Origin of the sequence: Ferrovibrio sp., from assembly GCF_036381655.1 — a bacterium.
Classification (GTDB): Bacteria; Pseudomonadota; Alphaproteobacteria; order Ferrovibrionales; family Ferrovibrionaceae; genus Ferrovibrio.
This window is the reverse complement of the sequence record NZ_DASVCJ010000026.1, coordinates 100,185-126,754: the sequence shown is the minus strand read 5'-3', so window position 1 is coordinate 126,754 and position 26,570 is coordinate 100,185. Positions and strand designations below refer to the sequence as shown.

At 65.0% G+C, this 26,570-nt stretch carries 25 protein-coding genes; 7 read left to right on the top strand and 18 right to left on the bottom strand.

Annotated features, from left to right (window positions below; all coding sequences use genetic code 11):
- Nucleotides 1-5: 5 nt before the first annotated feature.
- From VF194_RS05800 to VF194_RS05755, 10 genes are all read right to left on the bottom strand, one after another.
- Nucleotides 6-764, bottom strand: coding sequence for an ABC transporter ATP-binding protein (locus VF194_RS05800; protein ID WP_330888947.1), 759 nt, complete (start codon nucleotides 762-764; stop codon nucleotides 6-8).
- Nucleotides 757-1,902 carry a branched-chain amino acid ABC transporter permease gene (locus tag VF194_RS05795; protein WP_330888945.1) on the bottom strand — a complete coding sequence of 382 codons (1,146 nt, stop codon included), beginning with the start codon at nucleotides 1,900-1,902 and terminating at the stop codon, nucleotides 757-759. The genes VF194_RS05800 and VF194_RS05795 overlap by 8 nt, the downstream gene beginning before the upstream one ends.
- A complete protein-coding gene (locus VF194_RS05790; protein WP_330888944.1) occupies nucleotides 1,899-2,819 on the bottom strand; it encodes a branched-chain amino acid ABC transporter permease in 921 nt (306 codons plus the stop codon). The genes VF194_RS05795 and VF194_RS05790 overlap by 4 nt, the downstream gene beginning before the upstream one ends.
- Before the next feature lie 83 nt (nucleotides 2,820-2,902).
- Complete coding sequence (locus VF194_RS05785) at nucleotides 2,903-4,108, bottom strand: ABC transporter substrate-binding protein (RefSeq protein ID WP_330888942.1); 1,206 nt, start codon at nucleotides 4,106-4,108, stop codon at nucleotides 2,903-2,905.
- A 202-nt stretch (nucleotides 4,109-4,310) separates the two neighbouring features.
- On the bottom strand, nucleotides 4,311-5,966 hold the full coding sequence (locus VF194_RS05780; RefSeq protein ID WP_330888940.1) for an AMP-binding protein: 1,656 nt from the start codon (nucleotides 5,964-5,966) through the stop codon (nucleotides 4,311-4,313).
- On the bottom strand, nucleotides 5,953-7,431 hold the full coding sequence (locus VF194_RS05775; RefSeq protein WP_330888938.1) for an NADH:flavin oxidoreductase: 1,479 nt from the start codon (nucleotides 7,429-7,431) through the stop codon (nucleotides 5,953-5,955). The genes VF194_RS05780 and VF194_RS05775 overlap by 14 nt, the downstream gene beginning before the upstream one ends.
- A complete protein-coding gene (locus tag VF194_RS05770) occupies nucleotides 7,428-8,612 on the bottom strand; it encodes an acyl-CoA dehydrogenase family protein (RefSeq protein WP_330888936.1) in 1,185 nt (394 codons plus the stop codon). Before VF194_RS05770 ends, VF194_RS05775 begins: the two co-directional genes overlap by 4 nt.
- Before the next feature lies 1 nt (nucleotide 8,613).
- Complete coding sequence (locus tag VF194_RS05765; protein WP_330888934.1) at nucleotides 8,614-9,438, bottom strand: enoyl-CoA hydratase family protein; 825 nt, start codon at nucleotides 9,436-9,438, stop codon at nucleotides 8,614-8,616.
- The gene (locus VF194_RS05760) at nucleotides 9,435-9,953 is read right to left on the bottom strand and encodes a MarR family transcriptional regulator (protein WP_330888932.1); all 519 of its coding nucleotides are present in this window, start codon (nucleotides 9,951-9,953) and stop codon (nucleotides 9,435-9,437) included. The genes VF194_RS05765 and VF194_RS05760 overlap by 4 nt, the downstream gene beginning before the upstream one ends.
- Nucleotides 9,954-9,974: 21 nt before the next feature.
- Nucleotides 9,975-10,802, bottom strand: a complete 828-nt coding sequence (locus tag VF194_RS05755) for an SDR family NAD(P)-dependent oxidoreductase (RefSeq protein ID WP_330888930.1) — start codon at nucleotides 10,800-10,802, stop codon at nucleotides 9,975-9,977.
- A 176-nt stretch (nucleotides 10,803-10,978) separates the two neighbouring features.
- Here VF194_RS05755 and VF194_RS05750 point away from each other — a divergent pair, with 176 nt between their 5' ends.
- Nucleotides 10,979-11,428 (top strand): hypothetical protein, encoded by a 450-nt coding sequence (locus VF194_RS05750; RefSeq protein WP_330888929.1) that lies wholly within the window; start codon nucleotides 10,979-10,981, stop codon nucleotides 11,426-11,428.
- 3 nt (nucleotides 11,429-11,431) lie between these two features.
- Here the strand turns inward: VF194_RS05750 and VF194_RS05745 are convergent, their stop codons facing one another.
- From VF194_RS05745 to VF194_RS05710, 8 genes are all read right to left on the bottom strand, one after another.
- Nucleotides 11,432-12,505 (bottom strand): hypothetical protein, encoded by a 1,074-nt coding sequence (locus VF194_RS05745; RefSeq protein WP_330888927.1) that lies wholly within the window; start codon nucleotides 12,503-12,505, stop codon nucleotides 11,432-11,434.
- A 21-nt stretch (nucleotides 12,506-12,526) separates the two neighbouring features.
- Nucleotides 12,527-14,146 carry an MBOAT family O-acyltransferase gene (locus tag VF194_RS05740; protein ID WP_330888925.1) on the bottom strand — a complete coding sequence of 540 codons (1,620 nt, stop codon included), beginning with the start codon at nucleotides 14,144-14,146 and terminating at the stop codon, nucleotides 12,527-12,529.
- Between the two features lie 19 nt (nucleotides 14,147-14,165).
- Nucleotides 14,166-14,414: an acyl carrier protein gene (locus tag VF194_RS05735; RefSeq protein ID WP_330888923.1), complete on the bottom strand. Its 249-nt coding sequence runs from the start codon at nucleotides 14,412-14,414 to the stop codon at nucleotides 14,166-14,168.
- Nucleotides 14,415-14,419: 5 nt separating this feature from the next.
- Nucleotides 14,420-16,354, bottom strand: coding sequence for an HAD-IIIC family phosphatase (locus VF194_RS05730; RefSeq protein ID WP_330888921.1), 1,935 nt, complete (start codon nucleotides 16,352-16,354; stop codon nucleotides 14,420-14,422).
- Nucleotides 16,351-17,139: an SDR family oxidoreductase gene (locus VF194_RS05725; RefSeq protein ID WP_330888919.1), complete on the bottom strand. Its 789-nt coding sequence runs from the start codon at nucleotides 17,137-17,139 to the stop codon at nucleotides 16,351-16,353. The genes VF194_RS05730 and VF194_RS05725 overlap by 4 nt, the downstream gene beginning before the upstream one ends.
- On the bottom strand, nucleotides 17,132-17,521 hold the full coding sequence (locus VF194_RS05720) for a MaoC/PaaZ C-terminal domain-containing protein (RefSeq protein ID WP_330888917.1): 390 nt from the start codon (nucleotides 17,519-17,521) through the stop codon (nucleotides 17,132-17,134). Before VF194_RS05720 ends, VF194_RS05725 begins: the two co-directional genes overlap by 8 nt.
- 204 nt (nucleotides 17,522-17,725) lie before the next feature.
- The gene (locus VF194_RS05715; protein WP_330888915.1) at nucleotides 17,726-17,968 is read right to left on the bottom strand and encodes an Lrp/AsnC ligand binding domain-containing protein; all 243 of its coding nucleotides are present in this window, start codon (nucleotides 17,966-17,968) and stop codon (nucleotides 17,726-17,728) included.
- 88 nt (nucleotides 17,969-18,056) lie between these two features.
- On the bottom strand, nucleotides 18,057-19,463 hold the full coding sequence (locus VF194_RS05710) for a DEAD/DEAH box helicase (RefSeq protein WP_330888913.1): 1,407 nt from the start codon (nucleotides 19,461-19,463) through the stop codon (nucleotides 18,057-18,059).
- A 185-nt stretch (nucleotides 19,464-19,648) separates the two neighbouring features.
- On the opposite strand from VF194_RS05710, the gene VF194_RS05705 reads away from it, so the two are divergent.
- From VF194_RS05705 to VF194_RS05680, 6 genes are all read left to right on the top strand, one after another.
- Entirely contained in the window at nucleotides 19,649-20,818 is a 1,170-nt protein-coding gene (locus VF194_RS05705) for a M20 aminoacylase family protein (RefSeq protein ID WP_330888911.1), read from the top strand.
- Nucleotides 20,819-20,836: 18 nt separating this feature from the next.
- Nucleotides 20,837-21,661 (top strand): MBL fold metallo-hydrolase, encoded by an 825-nt coding sequence (locus VF194_RS05700; RefSeq protein WP_330888909.1) that lies wholly within the window; start codon nucleotides 20,837-20,839, stop codon nucleotides 21,659-21,661.
- Between the two features lie 43 nt (nucleotides 21,662-21,704).
- Nucleotides 21,705-22,265, top strand: a complete 561-nt coding sequence (locus VF194_RS05695) for a histidine phosphatase family protein (protein ID WP_330888907.1) — start codon at nucleotides 21,705-21,707, stop codon at nucleotides 22,263-22,265.
- Between the two features lie 137 nt (nucleotides 22,266-22,402).
- Nucleotides 22,403-22,807, top strand: coding sequence for a MarR family winged helix-turn-helix transcriptional regulator (locus VF194_RS05690; RefSeq protein WP_330888905.1), 405 nt, complete (start codon nucleotides 22,403-22,405; stop codon nucleotides 22,805-22,807).
- Between the two features lie 170 nt (nucleotides 22,808-22,977).
- Nucleotides 22,978-23,832, top strand: a complete 855-nt coding sequence (locus VF194_RS05685) for an FAD binding domain-containing protein (protein ID WP_330888903.1) — start codon at nucleotides 22,978-22,980, stop codon at nucleotides 23,830-23,832.
- A 6-nt stretch (nucleotides 23,833-23,838) separates the two neighbouring features.
- Nucleotides 23,839-26,568 carry a molybdopterin-dependent oxidoreductase gene (locus VF194_RS05680; protein ID WP_330888901.1) on the top strand — a complete coding sequence of 910 codons (2,730 nt, stop codon included), beginning with the start codon at nucleotides 23,839-23,841 and terminating at the stop codon, nucleotides 26,566-26,568.
- The last annotated feature ends 2 nt before the right edge of the window (nucleotides 26,569-26,570 follow it).

Here is a 26,570-nt window from a genome sequence, read left to right as displayed (position 1 = left end):
GGCCGTCATCCCGCCAGCCCCTCATCGCCGAGATAGGCCTGGCGGACCTGTTCGTTGCGGCGGATCTCCTCCGGCTGGCCGGTGGCGATGCCCCGGCCGTAGACCAGCACGGTGATGCGGTCGGCCAGGGCGAAGACGGCATCCATGTCGTGCTCGATCAGCAGCATGGAGATGCTGCCCTTGATCTTCTGCAGCATGACCACCATGCGCGCCGAATCCTCCGGCCCCATGCCGGCCATCGGCTCGTCGAGCAGCAGCAGCTTAGGCTTGGTCGCGAGCGCCATGGCGATTTCGAGCTGGCGGTGCTCGCCATGGCTGAGAGCGCTGGCGATGGTGCCGGCGCGATGGGTGAGGCCGACCTGCTCGAGCGCGGCCATCGCCGGCTCGCGCAACCGCGGATCGCGGCGGGCATCGGCCCAGAAGCGGAAGGAATGCCCGTCATGCGCCTGCACGGCCAGCGCGACATTGTCCAGTGCGGTGAAGTTCAGGAAGATCGAGGTGATCTGAAACGAGCGGGCGATGCCGAGATGGGAGCGCGCATGCACCGGCGTCGCGGTGATATCCCTGCCCATGAACTGGATGCTGCCGGCATCGGGGCGAAGCTCGCCGATGAGCTGGCTGATCATGGTGGTCTTGCCGGCGCCGTTCGGACCGATCACGGCATGGATTTCGCCCTCCCGGATGTCGAGCGAGAGGTTGTCGGTGGCGACCAGGCCGCCGAAGCGCTTGACCAGATTCTCGACCTTCAGCACCGGCTCAAGCATGATCGCCTCCGCCATGCAGGCTGCGCCGGCGCCGCCGCCACAGCAGCGCCACCGGGATGCAGGCGGCGACGAGAATGAGCACCGGCACCAGCCATGCATCCTCGTAGGCCGAGTGGACGCCATAGATCAGGAACAAAGCCGCCGCGCCGGCGATGAGATAGCCGGCGGCCCCGCGCGCCAACGCCCCGTCGATGCCGCCGCGGGCGAAGATCACCACCAGCAGCAGGATCGGGCCGAAGACGATCTTCCAGTATTCCGTCCAGCCGGACAGGATTTCCTCCAGCATCAGATAGCTGACCGCGCCGAAGAGAGGCCCGAACAGGCTGCCCATGCCGCCCAGCACGACCATGACGATCAGGTCGCCCGAGCGGGTCCAGTGCATCATGGCGGGGCTGACGAAGTCGGCCTGCGTCGCCGTCAGCACGCCGGCCAGGCCGCAGACGGCGCCGGCGATGACGAAAGCGGTCAGGCGGTAGCGAAAGACCGGATAGCCGAGGGTTGCCATGCGGCGGTCGTTCGATTTGGCGCCCTGCAGCACCATGCCGAAGCGCGAGTTGATCACGCGGTAGCAAAGATAGAGCGCCAGGGCGAGCAGGGTCCAGCAGAGGTAATAAAGGGTGATGCGGTCGTTGACGTCGATGATGCCGCCGAAATCGGTGCGCTCGAGGATGGTGAGGCCGTCGTCGCCGCCATAGGCATAGGCGCCGTTGCCGAGATAATAGACGAGCTGCGCCAGCGCGAGCGTGATCATGATGAAGAAGATGCCGCGGGTGCGCAGCGACAGCAGCCCGATGATCAGCGCCGCCAGTGCCGACATGATCAACGCCACCGGCCACTGGATCCAGGCTTCGCGGATGCCGTGATGGGCGAGGATGCCGATGGCATAGCCGCCGATGCCGATATAGGCGGCATGCCCGAAGCTGACCATGCCGCCATAGCCCAGGATGAAATTCAGGCTGACGGCGGCGAGCGCCATGATGACGATGCGGGTGAACAGCGTCAGCAGAAACGGATCGTCGAACACTTCGCTGGCCAGCGGCACCAGCGCGAGCAGACCGAGCAGGACCAGCCCGGTGATCGTGGTGACTGGCGATTTGAAGGGCAGCTTGGAAACGGGGATCATGGCGGTCGGTTTCATCGGCCTGGCGCCGGGAAGAGGCCGGCGGGGCGAAGCACGAGCACGCCGGCCATCAGGATGTAGATCAGCATCGACGAGAGCGCCTGGGCGAGCGTGCCGGCATCGGCGGGACTGAGGAAACTGCCGAGGATATCGGGCAGGAAGGCGCGGCCCATCGTGTCGATGATGCCGATCATCACGGCGGCGATGAAGGCGCCGCGGATCGAGCCGATGCCGCCGATGACGATGACGACCAGGGCGAGGATCAGGATGTTGTCGCCCATGCCGATCTGCACGGTGGTGATCGGGCCGCTCATCAGGCCGGCCAGCGCCGCCAGGCCGGAGCCGAGGCCGAAGACCAGCGTGAACAGCAGCTTGATGTCGATGCCGAGCGCGCCGACCATCTCGCGGTTGGACGCGCCGGCGCGGATCAGCATGCCGAGCCGCGTGCGCTGCACCAGGTAATACAGGAAGAAGGCGCAGGCCAGGCCGACGACGATGATGAGGAAGCGGAAGGTCGGATAGGGCAGGCCGGGCAGGACCTCGACCTGGCCTTCCAGCCAGGCGGGCAGCTCGATCGCCATGCCGCCGACGCCGAAGACCAGCCGCGCCAGTTCGTTAAAGAACAGGATCAGGCCGAAGGTGGCGAGCACCTGATCGAGGTGATCGCGGGTATAAAGCGTGCGCAGCGCGATGACCTCGGTGACGATGCCGAGCAGCGCGCCGGCGGGCAGCGCCAGCAAGGCGCCGAGAAAGAAATTGCCGGTCCACTGCGTGAAGACGGCGGCGAAGTAGGCGCCCATCATGTAAAGGGAGCCATGCGCCAGGTTCACCAGATCCATGATCCCGAAGACGAGGGTCAGGCCCGCCGCCAGCAGAAACAGCAACAGGCCGGTCTGCAGGCCGTTCAGGAATTGCTCGACGAGAAGAAGGATCATGGCAGGGCGAAGCTGACATATAGAAACGGGGCGTCAAGGGGCCGCAGCCTCCCGACGCCCCGGAACGCAGGGGCTAGCCCCGATCAATGCATCTTGCAGTCCTTGGCGTGCGGATCCTGCAGGTTGTCGACGATCTTGTTGATCGTGCGGATGTCGTACTCGTTGTCGGATACCTTGTAGACTTCCTGCTGGTAGATCGCGTGGATCGGGAAGTGGTTCGGGCCGAACTTCATCGGGCCGCGCACGGAATCGAACTTCGCGGCCTCCAGCGCCTTGCGCAGGCCGTCCTTGTCCTTCAGGTTGCCCTTGGTCGCCGCAACCGCCGAAGCGATCAGGTTGGCCGCGTCGTAGGACTGCGCGCCGTAGAAGGTCGGCGTGTCCTTATACTTCTTCTTGTAATCGCTGACGAACCTGGTATTGGCCGCATAGGGCAGATCGGGCGCCCAGAACAGGCCGAAATAGGTATCCAGCGCCAGGTCCTTCTGCAGCTTTAGCGTCACCGCATCGATGGTGAAGACGGAGTAGAGCGGGATTTCCTTCTTCAGGCCGGCCTGGCTGTACTGGGTGAGGAACTGCACGCCCCAGCGGCTGGGGTAGAAGACGTAGACCGCATCCGGCTTGGCCGCGCGAATCTTCGAGATCTCGGCGGAGAAGTCGAGCTGGTCAGGCCATTTGGTCATGTCCTGGCCGACCACCTTGCCCTTGAAGGTGGACTTCACGCCATTCGCCATGTCCTGGCCGGCGGCGTAGTTCGGCGCAACGATGTAGAGGTTCTTGACGTTCTTCTGGTTCAGCAGCTCGCCGACGCCCATCGGATTCTGGTCGTTCTGCCAGGAGGCGGCGAAGAAATACGGGTTGCATTGCGGCCCGGCCAGCTGCGACGGACCGGCATTGGCGCTGATCAGGAAGGTCTTGCTGTCGACCACCGGCTTGTAGGAGGCGAGCAGCACGTTCGACCAGATGTACCCGGTGACGAAATCGACACGGTCGCGCTGCAGCAGCTTTTCCGTCTTCTGCTTGCCGACCTCCGGCTTCTGCTCGTCGTCTTCATAGAAGACCTCGACCGGGATGCCGTTCATCTTGCGGCCCATGTGGTCGAGGGCCAGTTCGAAGCTGTTCTTCATGTCCTTGCCGTAGGCGGCATTCGGCCCGGACAGCGTGGTGACAAAGCCGATCTTGATCTTCTTGGCCTGCGCTTCCGCCGGCCCTGCCAGCAAGGAGGCCGTGACGAAGGGCGCAACAGCCAGTGCGGCTGCACCAGCCATGCGGAGCAACTTGGACGCTTTCATGCTTCTCTCCCTCTGTAAGCAGGACCTGAACGGCCTGCCTTCTTATACGCCAAACGGCGCAGCCGCAGTCGGTTGGTCTCCGGTGTCGGCTTTGCCTCCCTCTGATCACTCTAGCCAAGGCCTGCTGCCGGGAGCAATCGGCTGGCGTCGTGATCGTCCCTGCCGAAAAGTTGTAATCGCAAACTAATTCTCCGGCAACGATCTATTTTTCCGCGAAGCCCGTCTGGCGCAACAAGTAGCGCTGCACCTTGCCGGTCTGGGTGCGCGGCAGGGCGTCGATGAATTCGATGGCCCGCGGGTATTTGTAGGGTGCGATTTCCGCACGCACGAAATCCTGGAGGCTCTTCGCCGTTTCGGCATCGGCCCTGGATTTGTCGCGCAGCACGACGAAAGCCTTGACGAGCTGGCCGCGCTGCGCGTCCGGAACGCCGACGACGGCGCATTCCTGCACCAGAGGATGCAGCATCAGCACGGTTTCCACTTCGGGTCCGGAGATGTTGTAGCCGGCCGAGACGATCATGTCGTCGGTGCGGGCCTGATACCAGAAGTAGCCGTCTTCGTCGCATCGATACGCGTCGCCGGTAACGTTCCAGCCATCCTGGACATAGGCGGCCTGGCGCTCGGGATTGTCCAGATATCGGCACCCCGTCGGTCCGCGCACCGCCAGCCTGCCGATCGTGCCGGGCGGGACCGGCTCGCCGCTGTCGTCGACCACGCGCGCTTGGAAGCCGGGGATCGGCTTGCCGGTGGCGCCCGGCCGGATGTCCTTGCCTGCCGCCGAAATGAAGATATGCAGCATCTCGGTCGAGCCGATGCCGTCGATGATGCCGATGCCGGTCGCTTCGTACCAGCCCTGCCAGGTCGGACGCGGCAGGCTTTCGCCGGCCGAGACGCATTTGCGCAGGGATGAGATGTCGTAGTCCGGCACCAAATCGGTCATTGTTCGGTAGGCGGTCGGCGCCGTGAACAGCACCGTCACCTTTTTGGCCTGGATCGTCTCCAGCATCTTCTGCGGATTGTATTGCTCGACCAGCACGGTCGAGGCGCCGACATGCATCGGGAAGGTGACGAGCGCGCCGAGGCCGAAGGTGAAGGCAATCGGCGGACTGCCGGTGAAGATATCGTCCTGGCCAGGCCGCAGCACGTGGCGCCCGAAGGTGTCGCAGATCACCAGCACATCGCGGTGAAAATGCATGCAGCCCTTGGCCGGGCCGGTCGTGCCGGAGGTGAAGGCGATCAGGCAGACGTCATCCCAGGCGGTATCGACGGTGTCGAACTCCGCCGGCTTGGCCGCCATGCGGGCTTCCAGCGTGCCGTCTCCCTCGCCGCAGAAATAGACGCAGCGTTTGAGGTGCCGCGATTCCCGCAGCGTGGTTTCCATCTCCTCGCGCAGCCGCCAATCGCACAGCGCGACCTCGATCTCGGCCCTGTCGGCCATGTAGGTCAATTCGCGCCAGCGATAGAGCGGCATGGTGGCGACGGCAATGGCGCCGGCCTTCATCACCGCGAACCAGCAGGCGACATACATCGGATTGTTCGGCGCCCGCAGCAGCACGCGGTTGCCCGGCTTCACGCCGAGATCATCGACCAGCACATGGGCGATCCGGTTCGCCGTCTGCAGCAGCTTCTGATAGGTCCAGATCTCGTCGTTATAGTGGATGACCGGACGATTGCCGAATTTTGCCGCCTGCCGGTCCAGCAATTCGCGCGCGCAGTTCATGCGGCGCGGATAGGCCCGCAATTCCGGCAGGCTGTCCCACAGCATCTTTGGCCATTGATCCTGCGGCGGCAGATGGGCGCGGGCGAAGGTGTCGACATGAGCAGAAGGCTCGAAACGGTATCTCTCAGTGCTGGGCATGGTGCACCTTTGGCGAAAGAGAGGCGGGTTCGGCACTCGGACAGGGGAGGTCGATGCGCACCGCTTCGGATGGCGGGGTCGCGCGTCCGGCGGCATCGTGGCCGCGGATATAGTAGGTATAGCGCAGGCCGCCGAGCACGGTGCGGTCGGCATGCTTGGTGGTTTTGACGGCTTCGGTGACTCTCGCTTCGCCGCCATCCTCGGCGCGATAGACGTTGTAGCCGGCAATCGGTGCGGCGCCGGCTTCGGCTTTCGCCCAGCTCAGCCTGACCTGGCCTTTTTCGAATACCGCCGTCAGGCCGGCGCCGCCCTCCGGCCAGCGCGGCCCGGCGCCGTCCACCGCGTCCGGTGGCGCCTGCCGCAATCCCTTCGGCCAGAGGAAGCAGGTGACTTCCCTGAAATTCTCATCGAGCTGCTTGCAGACATTGCAATAGATGCAGCGAACGATCTGATCGCTGCGGCCGGTGCGAAGCTTCTTCACCCAGTCGGGATCGGCGAGCAATTGCCGCGCCATGCCGATCATGTCGGCCTGTCCGCTCTGCAGCAGATGTTCGGCATCGCCCGGCGCATTGATCTTGCCGACCGACATCACCGGCAGGGTGAAGCCCTTGGCATTGATGAACTGCTTGATGGCTGCCGCAAGATGGGCATGCGGCAGCGGCGGATACCAGTCGCCCGGCATGCAGCGGTCGCCGGAATAGCCGGTATAGGGATAAAGCGGCTGACCCGGCCGATGGATGGCGTCCTCGAATTTGCCGCCGACCGACAGCGAGATGTAATCGACGCCGAGCTGCGCCATGCGCAGGGCGATCAGCTTGGCATCCTCGACGGTATAGCCTTCCTTGATCGCCTCCTCGGCCAGGAAGCGTACGCCGACCGGCCAGTCATTGCCGACCTGGCGACGCACGCTGTGCATGACGCGGCCGAACATGGCGAGCCGGCCCTCCAGCATGCGGCCGTCATATTCGTCGCGGCGCGGATTGCGGCGCGACAGGAAGGACGCCAGCGTATAGGCATGGGCGGAATGCAGCTCGACGCCGTCATAGCCGGCCTCGCGGGCGCGCGCGGCTGCCGCGCCGAACTGCTGGATGATGCGCTCGATGTCGTCCGTGCTCAGAGTGTCGATGGTCTGCCGCCAGCCGGAGCGCGCGACTTTGAGGAAGTGGATGATCTGCGGCACGATTTTCGAGGCCGATGCATCGTGCACCCGGCGGACCAGATCGCGATGGCCGGGAATGAATTCATCCGACGACAGCCGCAGCAGGGGCCCGGACTTGTTGCCGTGCACGGCGGTCGCTTCCACCACGATCAGGCCGACTTCGCCCTCGGCATAGCGGACATAGCGATCGATGATGTCCCGGTTGACGAAGCCGTCCTCGCCGGAAAGCCGCGTCACCATCGCCGGCACCGCCACCCGGTTGGGCAGCGTCATGCCATTGATGGTCAGCGGCTCGAGCAGCTTCATCCGGTTTGGCCCTCTGCTGCGAATGCCGCGTAGGCCTGGCCGGCGATCACCAGCTTGTTGATCTCGGTGGTGCCCTCATAGATGCGCAGGGCGCGTATCTCGCGATAGAGGCTTTCGACCATGTTGCCTTTGGTGACGCCCAGCCCGCCCCAGAGCTGCACGGCGGCGTCGATCACGCGCTGCGCCGCTTCGGTGGCATACATCTTGGCCATCGAGGCTTCGCGGGTGACGCGGGCGGCGCCCATGTCCTTGGTCCAGGCGGCGCGGTAGATCAAAAGCGCCGAAGCGTCGATTTCGGTGGCCATGTCGGCGATCCTGGCCTGCGTAAGCTGGTAATCGGCAAGTTTGCGGTCGAAGACCTTGCGTTCCTGCACGCGCCTGAGTGCCTCGTCCAGGGCACGGCGGGCGAAGCCCAGAGCCGCGGCGCCGACCGTCGAGCGGAAGACATCGAGATTGCTCATGGCGATCTTGAAGCCGTCCCCCGGCCGGCCGATCAGGTTGGCGGCGGGAATGACGCAGTCCCTGAATTCGAGCCGGCCCAGCGGATGCGGCGCGATCACCTCGATGCGTTCCGGCACGGAAAGGCCCGGCGTGCCGGCTTCGACGACGAAGACCGCCAGGCCCTTGGCGCCGGGGGCGTCGCCGAGCCGCGCCACGACGGTGTATTGATCGGCGATGCCGCCGTTGGAAATCCAGGTCTTGGCGCCGTTGAGGCGATAGCCCTGGCCGTCCGGCACGGCCGTCGTGGCGATATTGGCGACGTCCGATCCGGCATCGGGCTCCGACATCGCCAGGGCGGCGATTGCCTCGCCGCGCGCCACGGCCGGCAGCCAGCGCCGTTTCTGCTCGGGCGTGCCGAACAGGCTGATCGGGCCGGAGCCGAGCCCCTGCATGACAAAGCTGAAATCCGCCAGGCCGTTATGATAGGCGAGGATTTCGCGGGCCAGCGCCAGCGAGCGGACTTCGAGCCTGTCATGCGTGCCGCCGCCATCCCTGGGCACCGTCAGTCCAAGGATGCCGTCCCGGCCCAACTGGCGGACGAAATTGCGGCAGACGCCGTCGATGTCCTCGCTATCGTCGTGATGCGCCGCATGTTGCCCGGCCCAGGCCCAGAGAGTCTTCGCCAGCTCGCGGTGGCGATCCTCGAAAAACGGCCAGGTCAGATAGCTGCGATCGGCCATTTCAGTTGCCCTCGAAAACCGGCTTCTGCTTCGCGGCGACGGCGCGGTAGGCGCGGGCGAAATCCTCGGTCTGCATGCAGATCGCCTGCGCCTGCGCCTCGGCCTCAATGGCGGCGTCGAGATCCATCGACCATTCCTGATGCAGGCAGGTCTTGGTGATGCCATGCGCGAAGGTCGGCCCATCGGCGATTTCCTTCGCCAGGGCCTGCGCCTCGCTCAGCACCTGTTCGGGGGCGACAAGGCGGTTGAAGAAGCCCCAGCGCTCGCCTTCCTCGGCGCTCATGCTGCGCCCGGTGAACAGCAACTCGGCGGCACGGCCGCTGCCGACGATGCGCGGCAGGATGTTGCAGGCGCCCATATCGGCGCCGGCCAGTCCGACGCGGACGAACAGGAAGGCGGTTTTCGCGCGCGGCGTGGCGATGCGCAGGTCCGAGGCCATGGCCAGGATCGCGCCCGCGCCAGCGCAGACGCCGTCCACCGCGGCGACGATCGGCTGCGGGCAATGGCGCATGGCCTTGACGAGATCGCCGGTCATGCGGGTAAAGGCGAGCAGACCGGCCATGTCGCCGGACTCTTTCAGCTTCACCAGCGGGCCGATGATCTCGTGCACGTCGCCGCCAGAGCAGAAGTTGCCGCCGGCGCCGGTGAGGACGACGGCCTTGATCGCGCCGGTATCCCCGAGTGTGCGGAAGGTATCGCGCAGCTCGGCATAGGAATCGAAGGTGAGCGGGTTTTTGCGCTCGGGCCGATTGAGGGTGATCGTCGCCACCTTGCCATCGACCGCCCAGCCGAAATGCTGCGGCTTGAAATCCTTCGCCAGCGTCACGGCTCAGCTCCCCTGTCGCCGAGATTCTCCAGTACCGAGGCCTTGAGCTTGCCAAGCAGCTGGAAGAGCTGCTGCATCTCCTGGCGGCTCAGGCCGGCCATCATCGTGTCGATCCAGGCTTCGTGCTCGGGCGTCATCGCATCGAAGGCCTTCTTGCCGGCCGGGGTGAGGCCGACATGGCTGCTGCGCCGATCGCGCGCGGACGGCGTGCGCCTGACGAGGCCTTCTTCGACGAGGCGGTCCGTCAGTCCGGTGATATTGCCGTTCGAGACCATCATACGGGCCGACAGCTCGCTCATGGTCAGGCCGTCCGGCGCCCGGTCGAGCTGCGCCAGCAGGTCGAAGCGGGGCAAGGTGGTGTCGAACTTCTCGCGCAGGGCGCTACGCACGTTGCGTTCGATCAGGTTCGAGCAGGTCAGCAGCCGCAGCCACAGCCGCAGTTCCAGCTTGTCGTCGCGGCTGACGGCCGTCTCGCGGTCGTTCGCCGGCTGCGGCATCGGGCGGGCTTCGCTCATCCGGTCAATTCCTCGCTTCCGTCATGGCATGATTTCTCCGCCGGCAACGACGATGCATTGTCCGGTGATCGATGGACTGGCTGTCCCGGCCAGCCACAGGACCGTGTCGGCCACTTCATCCGGCTGGATCAGCCGGCCCTGCGGATTGTGCCTGGTCAGTTCGGCGCGCGCCTGCTCGGCGCTGCGGCCGGTCCTCGCCACGATGTTGTCGATCGTGGCCCTGGTCATTTCCGTCTCGACATAGCCCGGGCAGACGGCGTTGACGGCAATGCCGCTGGCGACGAATTCCGCCGCCAGGGCGCGCGTCAATCCGACCACGCCATGCTTGGCGGCGGCGTAGGCGGCGATATACGGATAGCCGGTCAATCCGGCCGTGGAGGCGATATTGACGATCCGGCCGGCGCGCCGCTCCAGCATGCCGGCGATTGCGGCGCGGGTGACATGAAAGACGCTGGAGAGGTTGATCGCCACTGCATCGTCCCAATGCTCCGCGGTCATCCTGGCGAAGGGCTGGCTGCTGCCCGCGCCGGCATTGTTGACCAGGACATCGACCGCGCCATGCGCGGCGACGGCATCGGCCACCATCGCCGAAGCATTCGCCGGATCGGCGAGATCGGCGGCAAAGGCCGCGCAGGAGATGGCGTGGTCGGCGGCCAGCGTGGCGCGCCGCTCCGACAGCAGGGCGGCGTCGCGGCCCGTCAGGCTGAGCCTGGCGCCCTGGGCGGCGCAAGCCTGCGCGATCGCCCAGCCGATACCGCGCGTGGCGCCCGTGATCAGGACATGGCGGCCATGCAGTCCCGAAGCGCCGGCGCGGCGCGGTGCCGCTTGCTGTGCAGGAGCCGATGTCACGCCGAGAAGCCTCCACGCAATTTATTTTAAATTTAAAACAAATTGGCGGTCGAGACAAGGTTAAGGCGACTTGCCCGGACAAGTATGGTAAATAACCCCTCAAGTGATTCGCTTTCGGGTTGGGGGAAGACAGGCCGGTGAGGGGTGCGCGGAGCCATTGGGTCAAGTTGGCGCTGATGACGGCGAGTTTGACGCTCGCCGGGTGCCAAGGCGGCATGATCCTGGGCGGGGGCAGTACGTCGCCGCCCGATTCCAGTGCCAACCGGGGCGGCCCGCCGCCGCAGATTTCCGGTATTGCGCTGCCCGAAGGCTATTCGCTGGATGCCAACCGTACCATCATTCTGGGCGAGGGCGACCGCTGGATCGGCCGCCTGTCCTATTCGGTGAACTCTTCCGCCGACAGCATGTTCGACTTCATCCGGCAGGAAATGGTCAATCATGGCTGGACCGAAGTTGCGGTGGTCCGCGCCGAAACCAGTCAGCTCACCTATCTTTCCGGCGCCGGCGACCGGGTGGCGTCCATCCTGATCACGCGCAGCACGCTCTATGGCTCGAAAGTCGACATGACCGTTTCGCCGGCCACCGGCAGCGGCGTGGCGAGCCGCGCGCCAGTGACGCGGCGCTAGACCTTATCCCGCGAAAGCATCCGACAAGGCCTCCTGGCGGTGTTCGTTCCTGCGATTGAGGCAGGAGCGGTCGAAGCCGGACGCCTTCCTGGCTTCGCCCGGAATTGTGCCGACCTGCTTTATCGCACCGAGCCGCGAGGCATGCTCCATCTCGCTGGCGATGCGCGCCGACAGCCTCTGGACGGCCGTGTTCTGCAGGTGGAACGCATCGAAGAAATCCGTCTCGTCGAATTCGCCGTCATCGGGCAGCAGCAGCAAGCGGATGTCCAAGCCGCGGGTTTGCTGGGCGATGCGGTCGGCGATCCGGCAGATCTGCGGGATGGCATCGGGGTAGGTCTGCTGATAGAGCGGATTGACCGGCGGGAATACCACCACGAGGTGGATGCCGCGTTTCGTCAGGTCGCGCGAAATCCCGGCCATTTCGTCGATGCAGGCCGCATCGGTGTCGATCTGCTGATAGCGCAGACCGCGCTGCATCGCTTCCGGAACCTGCAGCGGCGCGGCGCCGTCGGCGTCAAGATACAGATCGCCGATCAGGGGCTTGCGGCGTTCGGCCAGGGTCATGGCGGTGCGGATGAAGCGCTGCGGCGCGAAATACCGCAGATAGAAATAGGCTGAAGGCCATCGCTCGAAGGCATAGCTGGCGGCGGCGGCATGATTGAGCATGGCGGCCGGCGCATTGGTGCAGTCGGCGAAATCGGGCAGGCCGGTGAGGATCAGCACCGACCGGACATTCGGGTAATGATCCAGGTAGAAGTCGAGCAGATCGTGGGTCTGGTGAATCTGCAGGCCGCCGGTGGCGCCGTTGAGGAAACGGCCCGGGCCGCCGGCGAGCCGCTCGAAAGGCGTGCCGGCGACCTGGCGCCAGGTGATCGAGGAACCGACGGCGAGGATCGTCGGATCCAATCGAGGATGCTCGCGCAGAAAACGCAGCTTCTCGTCGAGCCCGGCTTCGCGCGTGAGCGGCGGAGCGGGGAAGCTGTCGGGCCAGAGCAGGGCCAGCGCCGCGTAGCTGGCAGCCAGGCCGCCGAGGACGCCGATGCAACCGGCGATGATTCCTAGCGCGAACCTCTTCATCACAGCCTCCCCAAAAGCGGACTAGAAGGTGAAGTAGAGGAATTCCGTGGGGGCGACGGAGGCCGCCCGCAACAGGGCGATCCCCAGCAGCACGCCAATGACGCCCCCTTCGATCAGGCCGGCCCGTTGCGGCATCAGTGCGGCCCAGCCCTGACGAAGGGCGCCGGCCGGTGCCGCATCGCCCGATGCGGGGCGTTGCGCCAGCGCCTCCCGGACCAGTTCGAGATAGCGGGACGTGTTGGGCAGCAGCCATACGACGGCGAGAGCGATGCAGATCAGCGCGCCCTGCGAAGTGAACAGGCGCCAGGCGACGAGCTGGAAGGGATTCATCGTTGCCGGATCGATGCCGCCGAGGACGAGGCCGTAAGGCAGATCGCCGCCGAAGCCGGCCATGCCGCGGACCACCTGCAGCGCCTGATCCAGGCTGGACGACTTGAAGAAGACCAGCGTCACGGTGACGGCGAGGAAGGTGGCGAGCACGCCGGTGGCGTGACCGAACCAGCCCAGGCGCGAGCGGATGCCGAGTGCCTGCCGCAGGGCACGCCAGGCATGGTTGACGATCAGCAGCAGCGCGTGCAGCAGGCCGAAGACGACGAATTGCCATCCGGCGCCATGCCACACGCCGGCCAGGCCCATGGTGATCAGCGTCGGCAGGGCGAGCAGCACCAGGAAGGGGCCGAGGGTGGGGGCGGAGCGTTTCAGGAGCGGCTTGCCTGCCTGCACGCGCCGGCGCGTCAGCGCCATGACGATCGGATTGTAGATGTATCCGGTCAGGAAGCGCGTCAGCGTCATGTGCCAGCGCTGCCAGAATTCGATGATGCTGGCCGCCTTGTAGGGGGAAGCGAAATTGATCGGCAGCATGATGCCGAACATCAGGCCCAGCCCGATCGCCATGTCGGAATAGCCGGAGAAATCGAAATAGAGCTGCAGCGAGAAGGCGATCGATCCCAGCCACGCATCGAGGAAATGCGGTGCGCTGCCGTCCGCCGCCGGCCCGAAGGCCATGGCAGCCAGCGGCGCCAGAGGATCGGCGATCACGACTTTCTTGAACAGGCCGATCGCGAAGGCGGCCAGGCCGAGGACGAGGGGCTGAAGCTGCGGCCGGTAGGTCTCCGGCAAGGCGAATTGCGGCAGCATCTCGCGGTGATGCACGATGGGGCCGGCGATCAGGTGCGGGAAGAAGGTGACGAACAGGACATAGCGGGTGAAGCTGGTTTCGCGCGCCTCGCCGGCATGGGCATCGACCAGATAGGCGATCTGGTTGAACGTGTAGAAGGAGATCGCCAGCGGCAGGATGACCTGCGGCACCGGCAGGCCCAGCCCCGCCGTGTCGTTGATCAGGCTGGCAAGGAAGCCGGAATATTTGAACCAGCCGAGCGCCGCGAGATTGGCGGCGATCCCGAGCACCAGAAGCCAACGGCGCGGCTGCCTCGACAGCAGCAGGCCGATGCCGAAATTGAAAACGAGAGAGGCCAGCATCAGCGGCAGGAAATCCAGGCGCCACCAGCCATAGAAGAACAGAGAGGCCGCGGCGAGCCAAAGCAGCGCCAATTGCGTCCGGCCCAGCGCGGCAATGATGAAAAAGCCCGCCAGCGTGACAGGCAGGAAGCCAAACAGGAAGGCCGGTTCGTTGAAAAGCATGGCGACGCCCCCATAAGCCTCAGGCCGCCTCGCGCTTACGCGTGATCAGCGCGACGAACTCGCCCACGTTGCGCAGATTGTCGATCTCCGCCGCCCGGAACTTGATGCCGAACCGCATCTCGGCGGCGACGACGATGTTGATATGGTTGAAGGAGTCCCATTCCGGCACGTCCTTGGCCGACATCTCCGGGGCCGCGACGATTTCGGGGTCGTCGAAAATCTCGCGGAAGATCTCGGTCAAGGCGGCGTAGACATGCTGTTCGTCCATAATGCTCATCTCCTGTAAACCACAGTCAGGTGATCCGCCGGCGGCAGCTGCGCCGTCGCCAGCGGCAGCATCCAGGTGGTTTCCTCGCCATCGGCTTTTTCATCGAGCGGCATAAAGCCGAGATCGGGGTAATGCCGCTTCACCAGGCCGTTCTTCGGGGTCGGGCGGTAATGGCCGATCAGCGCCGAGGCGCCGGCGGCGAGCGCATCCTGCGCCAGCAGCGTCAGCATCACGTGCTCGACGCGCCGCCCGAGAATGCGGCAGCTCATCAGCCAGCTGTCCAGGTCGAACCGCAGCTCGTTTTCCTTCGGCGTCAGGCGGCCAATGACGATGCTGGTCAGCCCATTGTCGCCGAAACGGTCGGTCAGGCGGCCGGCATAGGTGCGGATGCTGGGATCCTCCATCATCGCCCGCACCTCGGCTTCGGTGTAGCGTCGCGTCGTCAGATTGAATTGGTTGGTCTTGTTGATGAGCTGGGTCACGCGTGCCAGATCGGCGGCCTGGAACGGCGTTACGGTCAGCGTCATCTGCAAATCGCGCAGGAAGCCGTCGATGCTGCCCGCCGAGGATTGCAACTGCCGCCGCTGGCGGTTCGCGACGTACTGATCGTTGCGTTTGACGTCGTCGCCGGTGAACGACACGGCCTCGAAATAGCCGGCCTCGGCGATGCAGCGCGCATAAAGCTCGGGCGCCTCGGGCAGTTCCGGCACAGCGACCATCGGCAATTCGCGGCGCACCAGGGCCCGTTCGACCGGATTGTCGTCCACGAAAACCAGCGAATCGAGACCCAGATCGAGATCATGCGCGATGCGGCGCAAGGCCGAGGGCTTGTCGTTCCAATTGGCCTCAAAGGCGGCAAAGTCGTCGAGCTTGAGCACTATTTCCGGGTGGTCGGTAAAGGCCGATTCGGCGATGGCCTGGTCATTCTTGGAACTGACGGCGAGAAGCACGCCGCGGCTGCGCAATTGCTTCAGGTAACGCTGGAAGGCCAGATAGGCTTCGCCCGTGCCGCTGCCCTGGCCCAGCACGATGCCGTCCACGCCGTCATCGCCGATCACGCCGCCCCACAGCGTATTGTCGAGGTCGAGCACCAGGACCTTTTTCGACAGACCGCGCATGGCGGCGAGAATGCGTGCGATCTGATCGCCCGCCCAGGGGACGGCTGCCGGCGAGATATTCTGCTTGGCGTGATGCCACAGCATCGGATCGCGGATCAGGTCGATGCCTTTGGCGGACGCGGTATCGTCCAGGTCCAGCACCAGGACATGTTCCTCGGCGGCCGCCTGGATCAGGCGGGCATTCAGCCGGGCGGCGACCGCGGCCGGCGCAGCCGGCACCAGCCGGTCGAGATGGCCGAATAGCGGCGGCTCGTTGTTGCGGATGGTCTGTTGGATGACTATCGCCGCCGCATCGTCGCGCAGCTTCCGCCACAGCTCGACCAGCTCGGCGACGGCATCGTCGACCGCTGCATCGACTTCCGCTGCCGTGGCCGTCATCGGCGGCTCCGGCAGCAAGGCATTGCAATCCAGGCTGAGCAGCACGGCGTCCGGTCTGTAGCCATGCAGCGCGGAGCCGGCATCCAGAATCTGCTGTCGCCACTGGCCGTAGGGGCCGACATAGGTCTCAATCAGCAGGCCGCGACGCAAGCCGCCGGCATGTATTCCCGGCGGCAGGTGATCGAGCGTGCTGTTGCCCAGCAGAGCAAAACGCAGCCGCGGGGCGCGTGCCGGCAGTTTGTCCGTCAGTTCCGCCAGCGCCCGGTCGAGACGGCGCGTCTGCATGAAATCGAGCTGATGCGAGGCTAGAGTCTGCAGCGCGGCAAAGAGTTCGTCGCCCGGTATTCCGTCCTGGCGCAGACGCGTCAGGGCGGCACTGAAATCCGCGATCGGGGGCAGCCATTTGAGTGCAAGCGGTGCGTATGCGGGTGTCGACGACGTCATAATGCCGAAGCCCTTCCTGAACCAGGTCCCATCGCCGTGGGCAGGGGCAGCTCATCGATCGCGCCGGGAGGGGGCGGATTTTGCAATCCATGCAGCAGCGTGCGTGCCACCTCTTCGGCATGAAGAAATCTCCGGCCCGGGGCGGCGGCGCGGGCGCGTTCGAGCAGCAGCGGCTGGAATGCCTGCAGCATCGGCGTCTCGACATATCCAGGGTTGACCATGCTGATGCGCAGGCCGGCTCGGCCAAATTCGGCAGCGGCAGATTGCAGCAGGGCGGCAAGGCCGCTCTTGGCGCAGATATAGCTTGCCATATGCGGCGCCGCCGGCGGGCCGAGCGCGGCGCTCAATACCGCCAGAACATGGCCGCCGCCGCGCCGGCGCAGACAACCGCGCCAGAAATCGGCGAGCAGAAGATGGGTGCCGACGACGGTAGATTCGAACTGACGGCGGAAATCGTCCGGCATCTGTTTCAGGAATGGCGCCACCGTCGGCGGCGGCGCCGCGCAAAGCACCAGCGCCTCGGCGATGGGCTGGTGCGAGGCGATAGCGGCGATGCTTTGGCGGAGGCTGTCGGCATCGTCGAGCGGAAGGCGTATCGCCATGGCCGAATTGCCGGCTCGATTCAATTCCTCCGCCAGCAGTTCTGCCCGCCCGGCGCCTTTGCCGTAGCCGATCCAGACATGCCAGCCCTCCTGGGCGGCCAGGCGGCAGAAGGCGGCGCCGATGCCGGAGCTGCCTCCCGTCACCACGACAGCCGGTTGATAGGCGAAAGATCGGCTAGGCATGCAGGTCCTCGCGCTCGCAGGCCTGTTGCGCCGAGGCTTCGCCTTCGGCGATCCGGCGCCCCGCCGCAGTCACGCTGAGCTTGAGTTCGAACGTGCCAAGTTCGTCATTGGCGTGGATCACCGTTGCCGACAATTCTGCCTGCTCGTCGACGAATAATGGCGAACGGAAGCGCAGGGTAACGGCCCGCCATACGCAGCCATAGCCGGGAAGCTCCGTGCCCAGCAGGCGGGAAACCTGGGCAAGAATCAGGCCGCCATAGACCACCACGCCGGGAAAACCCCGGCGTGCAGCGAAATCAGCGTCATGGTGAAGTGGATTGGTATCTCCACTTATTCGCTGAAACGCCTTCATGTCGGAATCGTGGACGGTGAATCGCGCCACGACCTGCTGTCCTGTTTGCGCTGGCAATCCTCAACCCCTGCCTTGGCCGATCAACATCAGCGTCTGGCGGGGAACACCAAGGATTCTCCGCGCCAGTGCTGTCGCGGAGTGTCTGAGAAGCGGTGCGATTTGTACTGTGATTAAATAGTGGTTCCAGCTTCGCGATTGTGGCGAAGTTGCGACACAAAACCTGCGATGTGTGTCTTAGTTGAAGGCCTTGAAAGTGATTAGCGTGAAAGTGTCCTTCACGCCGGCAAGCGTCTGCAGCCTGTTCACCACGAAATGGCCGATATCCTGCCCGTCAGGAAGGTAGCATTTCATCATCAGGTCGTATTGGCCGGAGATGGAGTGAACCTCGGAGACCTGTTCGATCTCCTCCACCGCCTCGACGGCTACGTCGTAAGCCCGGCCGAGTTCGCATTTTACCATCACAAAGATTGTCTGCATCGCCGGCTCCTAACTTTGCGTTGAGCGGGACTGTAATCGAACTTGCCGCTCTCGTCCAAGCGGTAACCCCGCCGGCTGAAGCAGCGGATCAGGAGGATGCGGCGCGGCGGATCGGGCGCAGCAGGAAATTGGGGACATGATCGCCCATGCCGACCACCGGCGGCTCACGCTCTTCCCGGCGCTCGCGGGCGGTTTGGCGCCCGCGCGATTCGCGGCGTTGCGGTTCCGGGGAGGGTTGGCGCGGGGTCTCGGCGTGGGGCGGCCCGGAAGTCTGCGCCTCGGCAGCCTTGGGGCTCCGCTTGCGGCTGCGGCCGCCGCGCTCCTTGCGGCCGCGCCGGCCCTCGCCTTGCTTTTCCGCCGCAGCTTCCGGCTCCGATGGCTGGGCTTCCGCATGGGTGAAGCCATGCAGTTCCATTACCGGGATGTCGCGCTGGATCAGGTTGGTGATCGCCGCGAGGTATTTGGCGTCTTCGCTGGTAACGAGGGTAAAGGCACGTCCTTCCATGCCCGCCCGGCCGGTGCGGCCGATTCGGTGCACGTAGTCTTCCGGATGGGTCGGCACGTCGAAATTGAAGACGTGGGTCAGACCCTGTACGTCGAGGCCGCGCGCCGCCACATCGGAGGCGACCAGCAGCGAAATCTCGTTCTTCTTGAATTTCTCCAGCGTCGCCGTGCGCTGCGACTGGTCCATGTCGCCATGCAGCGGCTGGGCGTCGAAGCCGTGCCGCGCCAGCGATTTGGCCAGGATATCGACATCCCGCTTGCGGTTGCAGAAGATAATGGCGTTCCTGACGTCCTCGTTGCGCAGCAGCGTGCGCAGCGCCTCGCGTTTCAGCTTGTGCGAGACCCGGATCTGGAACTGTGCAATCGATTCCGCGGTGGTGGCCTGCCGGGCAACCGTGATTTCCTTCGGATTGCTGAGGAACTTGTCCGCCAGCTTGCGCATCTCCGGCGCCATGGTCGCCGAGAAGAAGAGCGTCTGACGCAACGGCGGCAGCAATTTCGAGATGCGCTCGATATCCGGCATGAAGCCCATGTCCAGCATGCGGTCGGCTTCGTCGATGACGAAAATCTGCACGCCGGTCAGCATGACCTTGCCGCGCTCGAAATGGTCGAGCAGGCGGCCGGGGGTGGCGATCAGCACGTCGACGCCGCGATCGAGCTGCTTCTCCTGGTCGGAGTAGTTCACCCCGCCGATCAGCAGCGCCATCGAAAGCGGGGAATTCTTGCCGTATTTGTCGAAGCTCTGCGCCACCTGGTCCGCCAGTTCGCGGGTCGGCTCCAGAATGAGGGCGCGCGGCATGCGGGCGCGGGCGCGTCCGCCGGCCAGGATGTCGATCAGCGGCAGGGTGAAGCCCGCCGTCTTGCCGGTGCCGGTCTGGGCCGTGCCCAGCACGTCCCGCCCCATCAAGACGATAGGGATGGCCTGCTCCTGAATGGGGGTCGGCTTGATATAGCCGGCATCGGCGACGGCCTTGAGGACCGGCTCGCTCAAGCCTAAATCAGCAAAATCCATGGATTTCCGCGTTGTCTGAACGCGCTGCGCACCGCTGCGCGCTGCCCGCGGGCGGAAAAGACCACAGGCGGCCCCTCGAGTCAATGCCCGGTCATGCGAGTGGAAACAGGAAAATCAATCGGTTATCGTGATATTTCGATATTTTTACACAAATGGGGAGTCCCATGGAGTTGATCGACGAAATCGTCGCGAACAAGGCGCAGCTGACGGAATGGCGCCGCGATCTGCATATGCATCCGGAAACGGCGTTCGAAGAGCACCGCACCGCCGATTTCGTCGCCCGGACCCTGGAATCCTTCGGCATTCCGATCCATCGCGGCTTGGCGAAAACCGGCGTGGTCGGCACGCTGAAGGCCGGCAAGGGCAACCGCGCGATCGGTTTGCGCGCCGATATGGACGCGCTGGACCTGATCGAGCAGAACGAATTCGCCCACCGCTCGCAGCATGCCGGCAAGATGCATGGCTGCGGCCATGACGGGCACACCATCATGCTGCTTGGCGCGGCGCAGTATCTGGCCAAGAGCCGGAATTTCGACGGCACCGTGCACTTCATCTTCCAGCCCGCGGAGGAAAACCTCGCCGGCGGCAAGGTGATGGTCGATGACGGCCTGTTCGAGAAATTTCCCTGCGAATCGGTTTTCGGCATGCACAACATGCCCGGCGTCGATGTCGGCAAATTTGCCGTCCGCGTCGGCCCGATGATGGCGTCGGCCGATATGTTCTGGATCAAGGTCAAGGGCGTCGGCGCGCATGGCGCCTATCCGCATCGCGGTGTCGATCCGGTGGTGATCGCCGCCGAGATCGTGCTGGCGCTGCAGAACATCGTCGGCCGCAATGTCGATCCGATGCATTCGGCGGTCGTGAGCTGCTGCCAGATCCAGGGCGGCCATACCACCAACGTGATCCCGGAAGAGGTGATGATCGCCGGCACCACGCGCGCCTTCCTGCCGGAGGTGCAGGACATGATCGAGGCCCGGCTGAAACAGATCGCCACCGGCATCGCGGCCGCGCATGGCGGCTCGGCTACGGTCGACTACCAGCGCCGCTACCCGCCGACGATCAACACCGCCGACGAAACCGAGCTGGCGGCGCAGGCGGCCGGCCGCGTGGTCGGCAACGAGAATGTGTTGCGCAACCTCAATCCAAGCATGGGCGCCGAAGATTTCGCCTGGATGCTGCGCGAGAAGCCGGGTTCGTATGTCTGGATCGGCAACGGCGCAGGCGAGGGCAGTTGCATGGTCCATAATCCGCGCTACGACTTCAACGACGACATTCTTCCGATCGGCGCCAGCTATTGGTCGCGGCTGGTGGAGATGGCGTTGCCGGCGACCTGATCACGAGGCGAGGCGAAGGTGGGCTTCAAGGTCAAGTTCTGGGGAGTCCGGGGCAGCATCGCGACACCTTCGCCGCGCCATATCGGCTTCGGCGGCAACACCTCCTGCGTCGAACTCAAGATGGGGACGCAGACGGTGATTCTGGACGCCGGCACCGGCATTCGCAATCTCGGCCACTGGTTGCTGCGCCGGAACGTCGCGCGCGGCGATCTCTTCCTCTCCCACACCCATTGGGATCACATCAACGGCTTCCCCTTCTTTTCGCCGGCCTTCAAACAGGACCGTCATTTCACGATTCGCGCCGGCCATCTGGCGGAGCTGGGCGGGATCGGCAAGGTTCTGGAATCGCAGATGGCGCAGCCGTTCTTTCCGGTTCCCATGGACAAGATGGGGGCGCGCATCGAAAGCATCGATTTCCGCGCCGGCGACAGTTTCAATCTGACGCCGCAGATCAAGGTCCGCACCGTGCCGCTCAATCACCCGGACGGCGCCACCGGCTATCGTTTCGAGTATGGCGGCAAGGCTTTATGCTATGTCACCGATACCGAGCATGTGCCGGGGAGTCCGGATCAGAAAATCCTGGGACTGATCGACGGCGCCGATCTTGTCATCTATGACAGCACCTACACCGACAAGGAATTCGAAAGCCATGTCGGCTGGGGGCATTCGACCTGGCAGGAGGGGGTCCGCCTCTGCCGCGCCGCCAATGTGAAAAACCTCGCCATCTTCCATCATGATCCGGATCACGAGGATCCGTTCATGGAACAGCTGGAGGCGGAGGCAAGGCAGCTTTGGTCCGGCGCTTTCGTGGCGCGTGAAAACATGCGGGTCAATCTGCTATAATCGATCCGCCAAACGGCGCGGGGCGCGCAGGAAGAGAGGGGGAATGGCACGGCTTTATCTCGTGCGTCACGCAAAAGCGGCCGCGCGATTCGACGAGGATCCCGATCCGGGGCTTTCGGAGGACGGCAAGGAAGCGGCGGTGGATTTGGCGCTGCAGCTCGAGTCGCTTGGGCCCATGCAGATTCTGACCTCGCCCTTGGAGCGGGCGCGGGAAAGCGCGTTGCCGCTCGCGAATCGCTGGGGCATCCTGCCCGAGGTCAACGCGGCCTTCAGCGAAATCCCCACCCCCCCGGAGGTGGCCGAGCGCGGCATCAAGGCGCGTGGACCCTGGCTGCAGCAGATCGCCACCCAGAAGTTCAACGCCCAGCCGCCGATCATCCGCGCCTGGCGCGAGGGCCTGATCGGCATGCTCAAATCGTCGCGGTACGATGCCGTGATCTTCACGCATTTCATGGTGATCAACGCGGCCATCGGCGCGGCACTCAAGGACGACCGGCTGGTCATCATGCATCCCGACTACTGCTCCTGCACGGTGCTGGAAACCGGGCGGCGCGGGCTGAGCCTCGTTACCCGCGGCAAGGAAGCCGAAACCAAGGTCCTTTGAGCGGCTGGCGAACAGCCTTGGCCCGGCTGTCGCGATCCAGCTAATCTGTCTCTCCAGGTGTAACCGGAAGCCGATCGATCGCAATGAACACCAAGCCCGAGGTCAAAAGTCCCCCAACCGCCCTGCCGGAGGGATATGTGTTGGAGGATCAGGTCGGGCATCTGATCCGGCGGGCCCATCAGCGCCATACGGCGCTTTTCCTGGCGATGATCGGCGATGCGCAGGTCACCACCACGCAATATGCCGCCCTGGTCAAGCTCTATGAAATGGGGGAGCTTTCGCAGAATCACCTCGGGCGCCTGACGGCCATGGATCCGGCCACGATCCAGGGCGTGATCCGCCGCCTGACCGCGCGCAAGCTGATTTCCCATCGACCGGACAAGAATGACAAGCGCCGCCGCTGTCTAAGCCTGACGCCGGCAGGGCGCGAATTGGTGGCGCGGCTGGTGGCGAACGGGCCGAAGGTCACGCAAGCAACGCTCGATCCTCTCTCGCCGGACGAACAGCGGCAATTCCTCGCCCTGCTGAAGCGTCTGACCTGACGTTTTCCCGCTCAGTCTGGAATTCATCTGTTGCCTGATCTTCAGGCGGCAGCGGCGCAAAATTTTGGCGTTGACTCCTGCGGGGGAGAGTCGCAGCATTGTTTGCGTACAAACGATGTGTTCCGCCTGAGAGCAGGTGCACACGGTGCCGATGGGAGGCCCCGAGACCGATGGCGTCTTATTTGCGTCCGACCAGCCTCGATGAGGCATTGGCCAGTTTAAGCGCTGCCGGAGCGCATCATCCGGTCATTCTTGCCGGCGGCACGGATTTCTATCCGGCCCGGGTTGGCCGCGCGCTGGACGATGATGTCCTCGATATCACCGCGATTCCCGATCTGCGCGGCATCAGCGAAACCGAAGAGGGCTGGCGGCTGGGCGCGACGACGACCTGGAGCGAGCTGGTCGCGGCCGAGCTGCCGCCGCTTTTCGACGGGCTGAAACAGGCGGGGCGCGAGATCGGCGGCCGGCAGATCCAGAATGCCGGTACGATAGCCGGCAATCTGTGCAATGCCTCGCCCGCCGCCGACAGCGTTCCCCCGTTGCTGGCCATGCGCGCCAAGGTCGAAATCCGCGGCCGCGGCCAGTGCCGGGAAGCAGCCCTGTCCGATTTCATCACCGGCAACCGGCGGACGTCGCTGAAGCCGGGCGAACTGGTTTCGGCCATCCTGGTGCCGCGGCCGAAGCATGACGCGAGCAGCATTTTCCTCAAGCTTGGCGCGCGTTCCTATCTGGTGATCTCGATCGCCATGGTCGGTGTCGTGCTGGAAAGCGAGGGCGATGTGGTCGCGGCGGCGAATGTCGCGGTCGGCGCCTGCTCGGAGGTCGCCCAGCGTCTGCCTTATCTCGAGGCGGAGCTGATTGGCCGGCGGCTGAATGCCGCCTTGGCCAACAGGGTCAAGCCGGAGCATTTCGAACCCTTGTCGCCGATCGACGATGTGCGCGCGAATGCCGCCTATCGGCGAGAGGCTGCCGTGGTGTTGGTCCGTCGCGCGCTGGCCGCGCTTGCCAAGCAGAATGGAGGGTGATGGCCCATGCGGCTGATCGTAAACGGCAAAGCGCATACCTATCATGGCTCGCCGCTGAAGCGGCTGAGCGACGTGCTGCGCGACGATCTCGGGCTTATCGGCACCAAGGTCGGCTGCAATGCCGGCGATTGCGGCGCTTGCACGGTGATGCTGGAGGGCAGGCAGGTTTGCGCCTGCCTGACGCCGGTCGCGCAGGCGGCCGGCCGGCCGGTGGCGACCGTCGAAGGCCTGGAGGCGCATGGCACCCTGTCCCGCCTGCAGCGCAGTTTCCTCAAGCATGGCGCGGCGCAATGCGGCATCTGCACGCCCGGCATGCTGATGGCCGCTACCGACCTGCTGGCGGAGAAGGCCAAGCCGAGCGAGCAGGAGGTGATGGACGCCATCGGCGGCGTGCTGTGCCGCTGCACCGGCTACCGCAAGATCGTCGAAGCCGTGCTGGATGCGGCGCGGACGATACCGGTGCCTGATCTTCCCGTTGCAGGCGCGGCGGTGGGGGCACGCAGCACCAAGGTCGATGGCCTTGCCAAAGTGGCTGGACGCGAGCGCTACGGCGCCGACTACATTCCCGCCGACGCGCTCTGGGTCCGCGTCATCCGCTCGCCGCATGCGCGGGCGACATTCACGCTCGGCGACTTTGCGCCGATCGTTCAGAAATACGGCCTGACCCGCGTCTTCACCGCCGGCGACGTGCCGCGCAATGGCTATGGCATCTATCCGGATATCAAGGACCAGCCGGTTCTGGCCGATGGCCTGGTGCGCTACAAAGGCGAGGCCGTCGTTGCCCTGGTAGGCCCGCGCGAGTCCGTCGAGGCGGTCCGGCCCGGCGAATTGCCGATCCATTACGAGGCGGAGGCGCCCATCGTCGGCGTGATCGCGGCCGCGGCCTCGGATGCCAGGCTCGTGCAGGCGGACAAGCCGGGCAACCTGCTGATCGAAGGTGGTGTGAAGAAGGGCGATGTGGCGAAGGGCTTCGCCGAGGCTGCCGCTCTGGCCGAGGGCCTGTTCCAGACCAGCTTCGTCGAGCATGCCTATATCGAGCCGGAAGCCGGCTGGGCGGTTCGCGTCGGCGAGCGCATCGAAATTCATGCCACGACGCAGACGCCTTACATGGATCGTGACGAGATCGCCGGGGTGATGCAGTTGCCGCCGGATCGCATCCGGGTGGTGCCGACCGCCTGCGGCGGCGGATTCGGCGGCAAGCTCGATCTTTCGGTGCAGCCGCTGATCGCCCTGGCGGCCTGGACCCTGGGCAAGCCGGTGGCCTGCGTCTATACGCGGCCGGAAAGCATGGCGGCGAGCACCAAGCGGCATCCGGCGCGGATCACGGCGAAATTCGCCTGCGACGCTCAGGGCCGCCTGACCGCCGTCGAGACCTGGGCGGATTTCGACACCGGCGCCTATGCGAGCTGGGGCCCGACGGTCGCCAATCGCGTGCCGGTGCACGCCACGGGCCCGTACCGGGTTCCGCATGTCAAGAACTGGGGCAGAGCGCTGTTCACCAACGCACCGCCGGCCGGCGCCTTCCGCGGTTTCGGCGTACCGCAGGCGGCGATTGCGCATGAGACACTGATGGACGATTTGGCCCTCAAGCTGGGCATCGACCGTCTGGAAATGCGCCGCATCAACGCGATCCGCGCCGGCGACCTGACCGCCACGAACCAGAAGCTCGCGCATTCGGCCGGCTTGCCGCAATGCCTTGACGCCTTGAAGCCGCATTGGGACGCGCTCGGCGCCGAAGCGGAGCGGTTCAACGCCCGCCGGAAGAATCTGCGGCGCGGCATCGGCATCGGCTGCATGTGGTACGGCATCGGCAATACCTCGATGTCCAATCCGTCGCGCATGCGCGTCGGGCTGCGTGCCGATGGGCGTGTCATGCTGTATAACGGCGCCGTCGATATCGGCCAGGGTTCCAATACGATCCTCACGCAGATTGCCGCCGATGCGCTCGGCCTGCCGATGGCGCTGTTCGACTACGTGATGGGCGATACCGACCGGACCGCCGATGCCGGCAAGACCTCGGCTTCCCGCCAGACCTTCATCTCGGGCAAGGCGACCGAACTGGCGGCGCGCGATCTGCGCAGCCAGATTTTGCGGCTTGCCAATGCGGGTATGGATGCCAGCCTGACTTTGCATGGCACGATACTGACAGTCGCGGATACGGGCACCACGCATCAGATCGATCTGGCGCAGCTTCCGCGCCTCAATCGGGATGCCGATGTACTGCTCGGCGAGGGCGTATTCGATCCGCCGACCACGATGCTCGACGAAGACGGTCAGGGCGTGCCCTATGCGACCTATGGCTTCGCCGCGCAGATAGCCCTGGTGGAAGTCGATACCGATCTCGGAACCGTCAAGGTCAAGAAGATCATCGCCGCCCATGATGTCGGCAAGGCGATCAATCCGACCCAGGTGGAAGGACAGATTCAGGGCGGCATCGCCCAGGGCCTGGGCCTGGCTTTGATGGAGGAATATCTGCCGGGCCGCACGGAGAATCTGCACGATTACTTGATCCCGACCGTCGGCGATGTGCCGGAGATCGATTGCATCCTGATCGAGGATGCGGAACCTTTGGGCCCCTATGGCGCCAAGGGCGTCGGTGAGCCGGGCCTGGTGCCGACCGCCCCGGCGATCCTCGGTGCGATCCGGCATGCCACGGGCGTGCGGATCACCGAAGTGCCGGTGCTGCCGCATCGCCTGCATGCGGCTTTGCAACACATGCCGATGGCGGCGGAATAGGG

What these genes read in the sequence shown, in the direction of transcription:
- VF194_RS05800 (WP_330888947.1), bottom strand. Translation starts at nt 764, where the DNA reads ATGCTTGAGCCGGTGCTGAAGGTCGAGAATCTGGTCAAGCGCTTCGGC.
- VF194_RS05795 (WP_330888945.1), bottom strand. Translation starts at nt 1,902, where the DNA reads ATGAAACCGACCGCCATGATCCCCGTTTCCAAGCTGCCCTTCAAATCG.
- VF194_RS05790 (WP_330888944.1), bottom strand. Translation starts at nt 2,819, where the DNA reads ATGATCCTTCTTCTCGTCGAGCAATTCCTGAACGGCCTGCAGACCGGC.
- VF194_RS05785 (WP_330888942.1), bottom strand. Translation starts at nt 4,108, where the DNA reads ATGAAAGCGTCCAAGTTGCTCCGCATGGCTGGTGCAGCCGCACTGGCT.
- VF194_RS05780 (WP_330888940.1), bottom strand. Translation starts at nt 5,966, where the DNA reads ATGCCCAGCACTGAGAGATACCGTTTCGAGCCTTCTGCTCATGTCGAC.
- VF194_RS05775 (WP_330888938.1), bottom strand. Translation starts at nt 7,431, where the DNA reads ATGAAGCTGCTCGAGCCGCTGACCATCAATGGCATGACGCTGCCCAAC.
- VF194_RS05770 (WP_330888936.1), bottom strand. Translation starts at nt 8,612, where the DNA reads ATGGCCGATCGCAGCTATCTGACCTGGCCGTTTTTCGAGGATCGCCAC.
- VF194_RS05760 (WP_330888932.1), bottom strand. Translation starts at nt 9,953, where the DNA reads ATGAGCGAAGCCCGCCCGATGCCGCAGCCGGCGAACGACCGCGAGACG.
- VF194_RS05750 (WP_330888929.1), top strand. Translation starts at nt 10,979, where the DNA reads ATGACGGCGAGTTTGACGCTCGCCGGGTGCCAAGGCGGCATGATCCTG.
- VF194_RS05745 (WP_330888927.1), bottom strand. Translation starts at nt 12,505, where the DNA reads ATGAAGAGGTTCGCGCTAGGAATCATCGCCGGTTGCATCGGCGTCCTC.
- VF194_RS05740 (WP_330888925.1), bottom strand. Translation starts at nt 14,146, where the DNA reads ATGCTTTTCAACGAACCGGCCTTCCTGTTTGGCTTCCTGCCTGTCACG.
- VF194_RS05735 (WP_330888923.1), bottom strand. Translation starts at nt 14,414, where the DNA reads ATGGACGAACAGCATGTCTACGCCGCCTTGACCGAGATCTTCCGCGAG.
- VF194_RS05730 (WP_330888921.1), bottom strand. Translation starts at nt 16,354, where the DNA reads ATGACGTCGTCGACACCCGCATACGCACCGCTTGCACTCAAATGGCTG.
- VF194_RS05725 (WP_330888919.1), bottom strand. Translation starts at nt 17,139, where the DNA reads ATGCCTAGCCGATCTTTCGCCTATCAACCGGCTGTCGTGGTGACGGGA.
- VF194_RS05715 (WP_330888915.1), bottom strand. Translation starts at nt 17,968, where the DNA reads ATGCAGACAATCTTTGTGATGGTAAAATGCGAACTCGGCCGGGCTTAC.
- VF194_RS05705 (WP_330888911.1), top strand. Translation starts at nt 19,649, where the DNA reads ATGGAGTTGATCGACGAAATCGTCGCGAACAAGGCGCAGCTGACGGAA.
- VF194_RS05695 (WP_330888907.1), top strand. Translation starts at nt 21,705, where the DNA reads ATGGCACGGCTTTATCTCGTGCGTCACGCAAAAGCGGCCGCGCGATTC.
- VF194_RS05685 (WP_330888903.1), top strand. Translation starts at nt 22,978, where the DNA reads ATGGCGTCTTATTTGCGTCCGACCAGCCTCGATGAGGCATTGGCCAGT.
- VF194_RS05680 (WP_330888901.1), top strand. Translation starts at nt 23,839, where the DNA reads ATGCGGCTGATCGTAAACGGCAAAGCGCATACCTATCATGGCTCGCCG.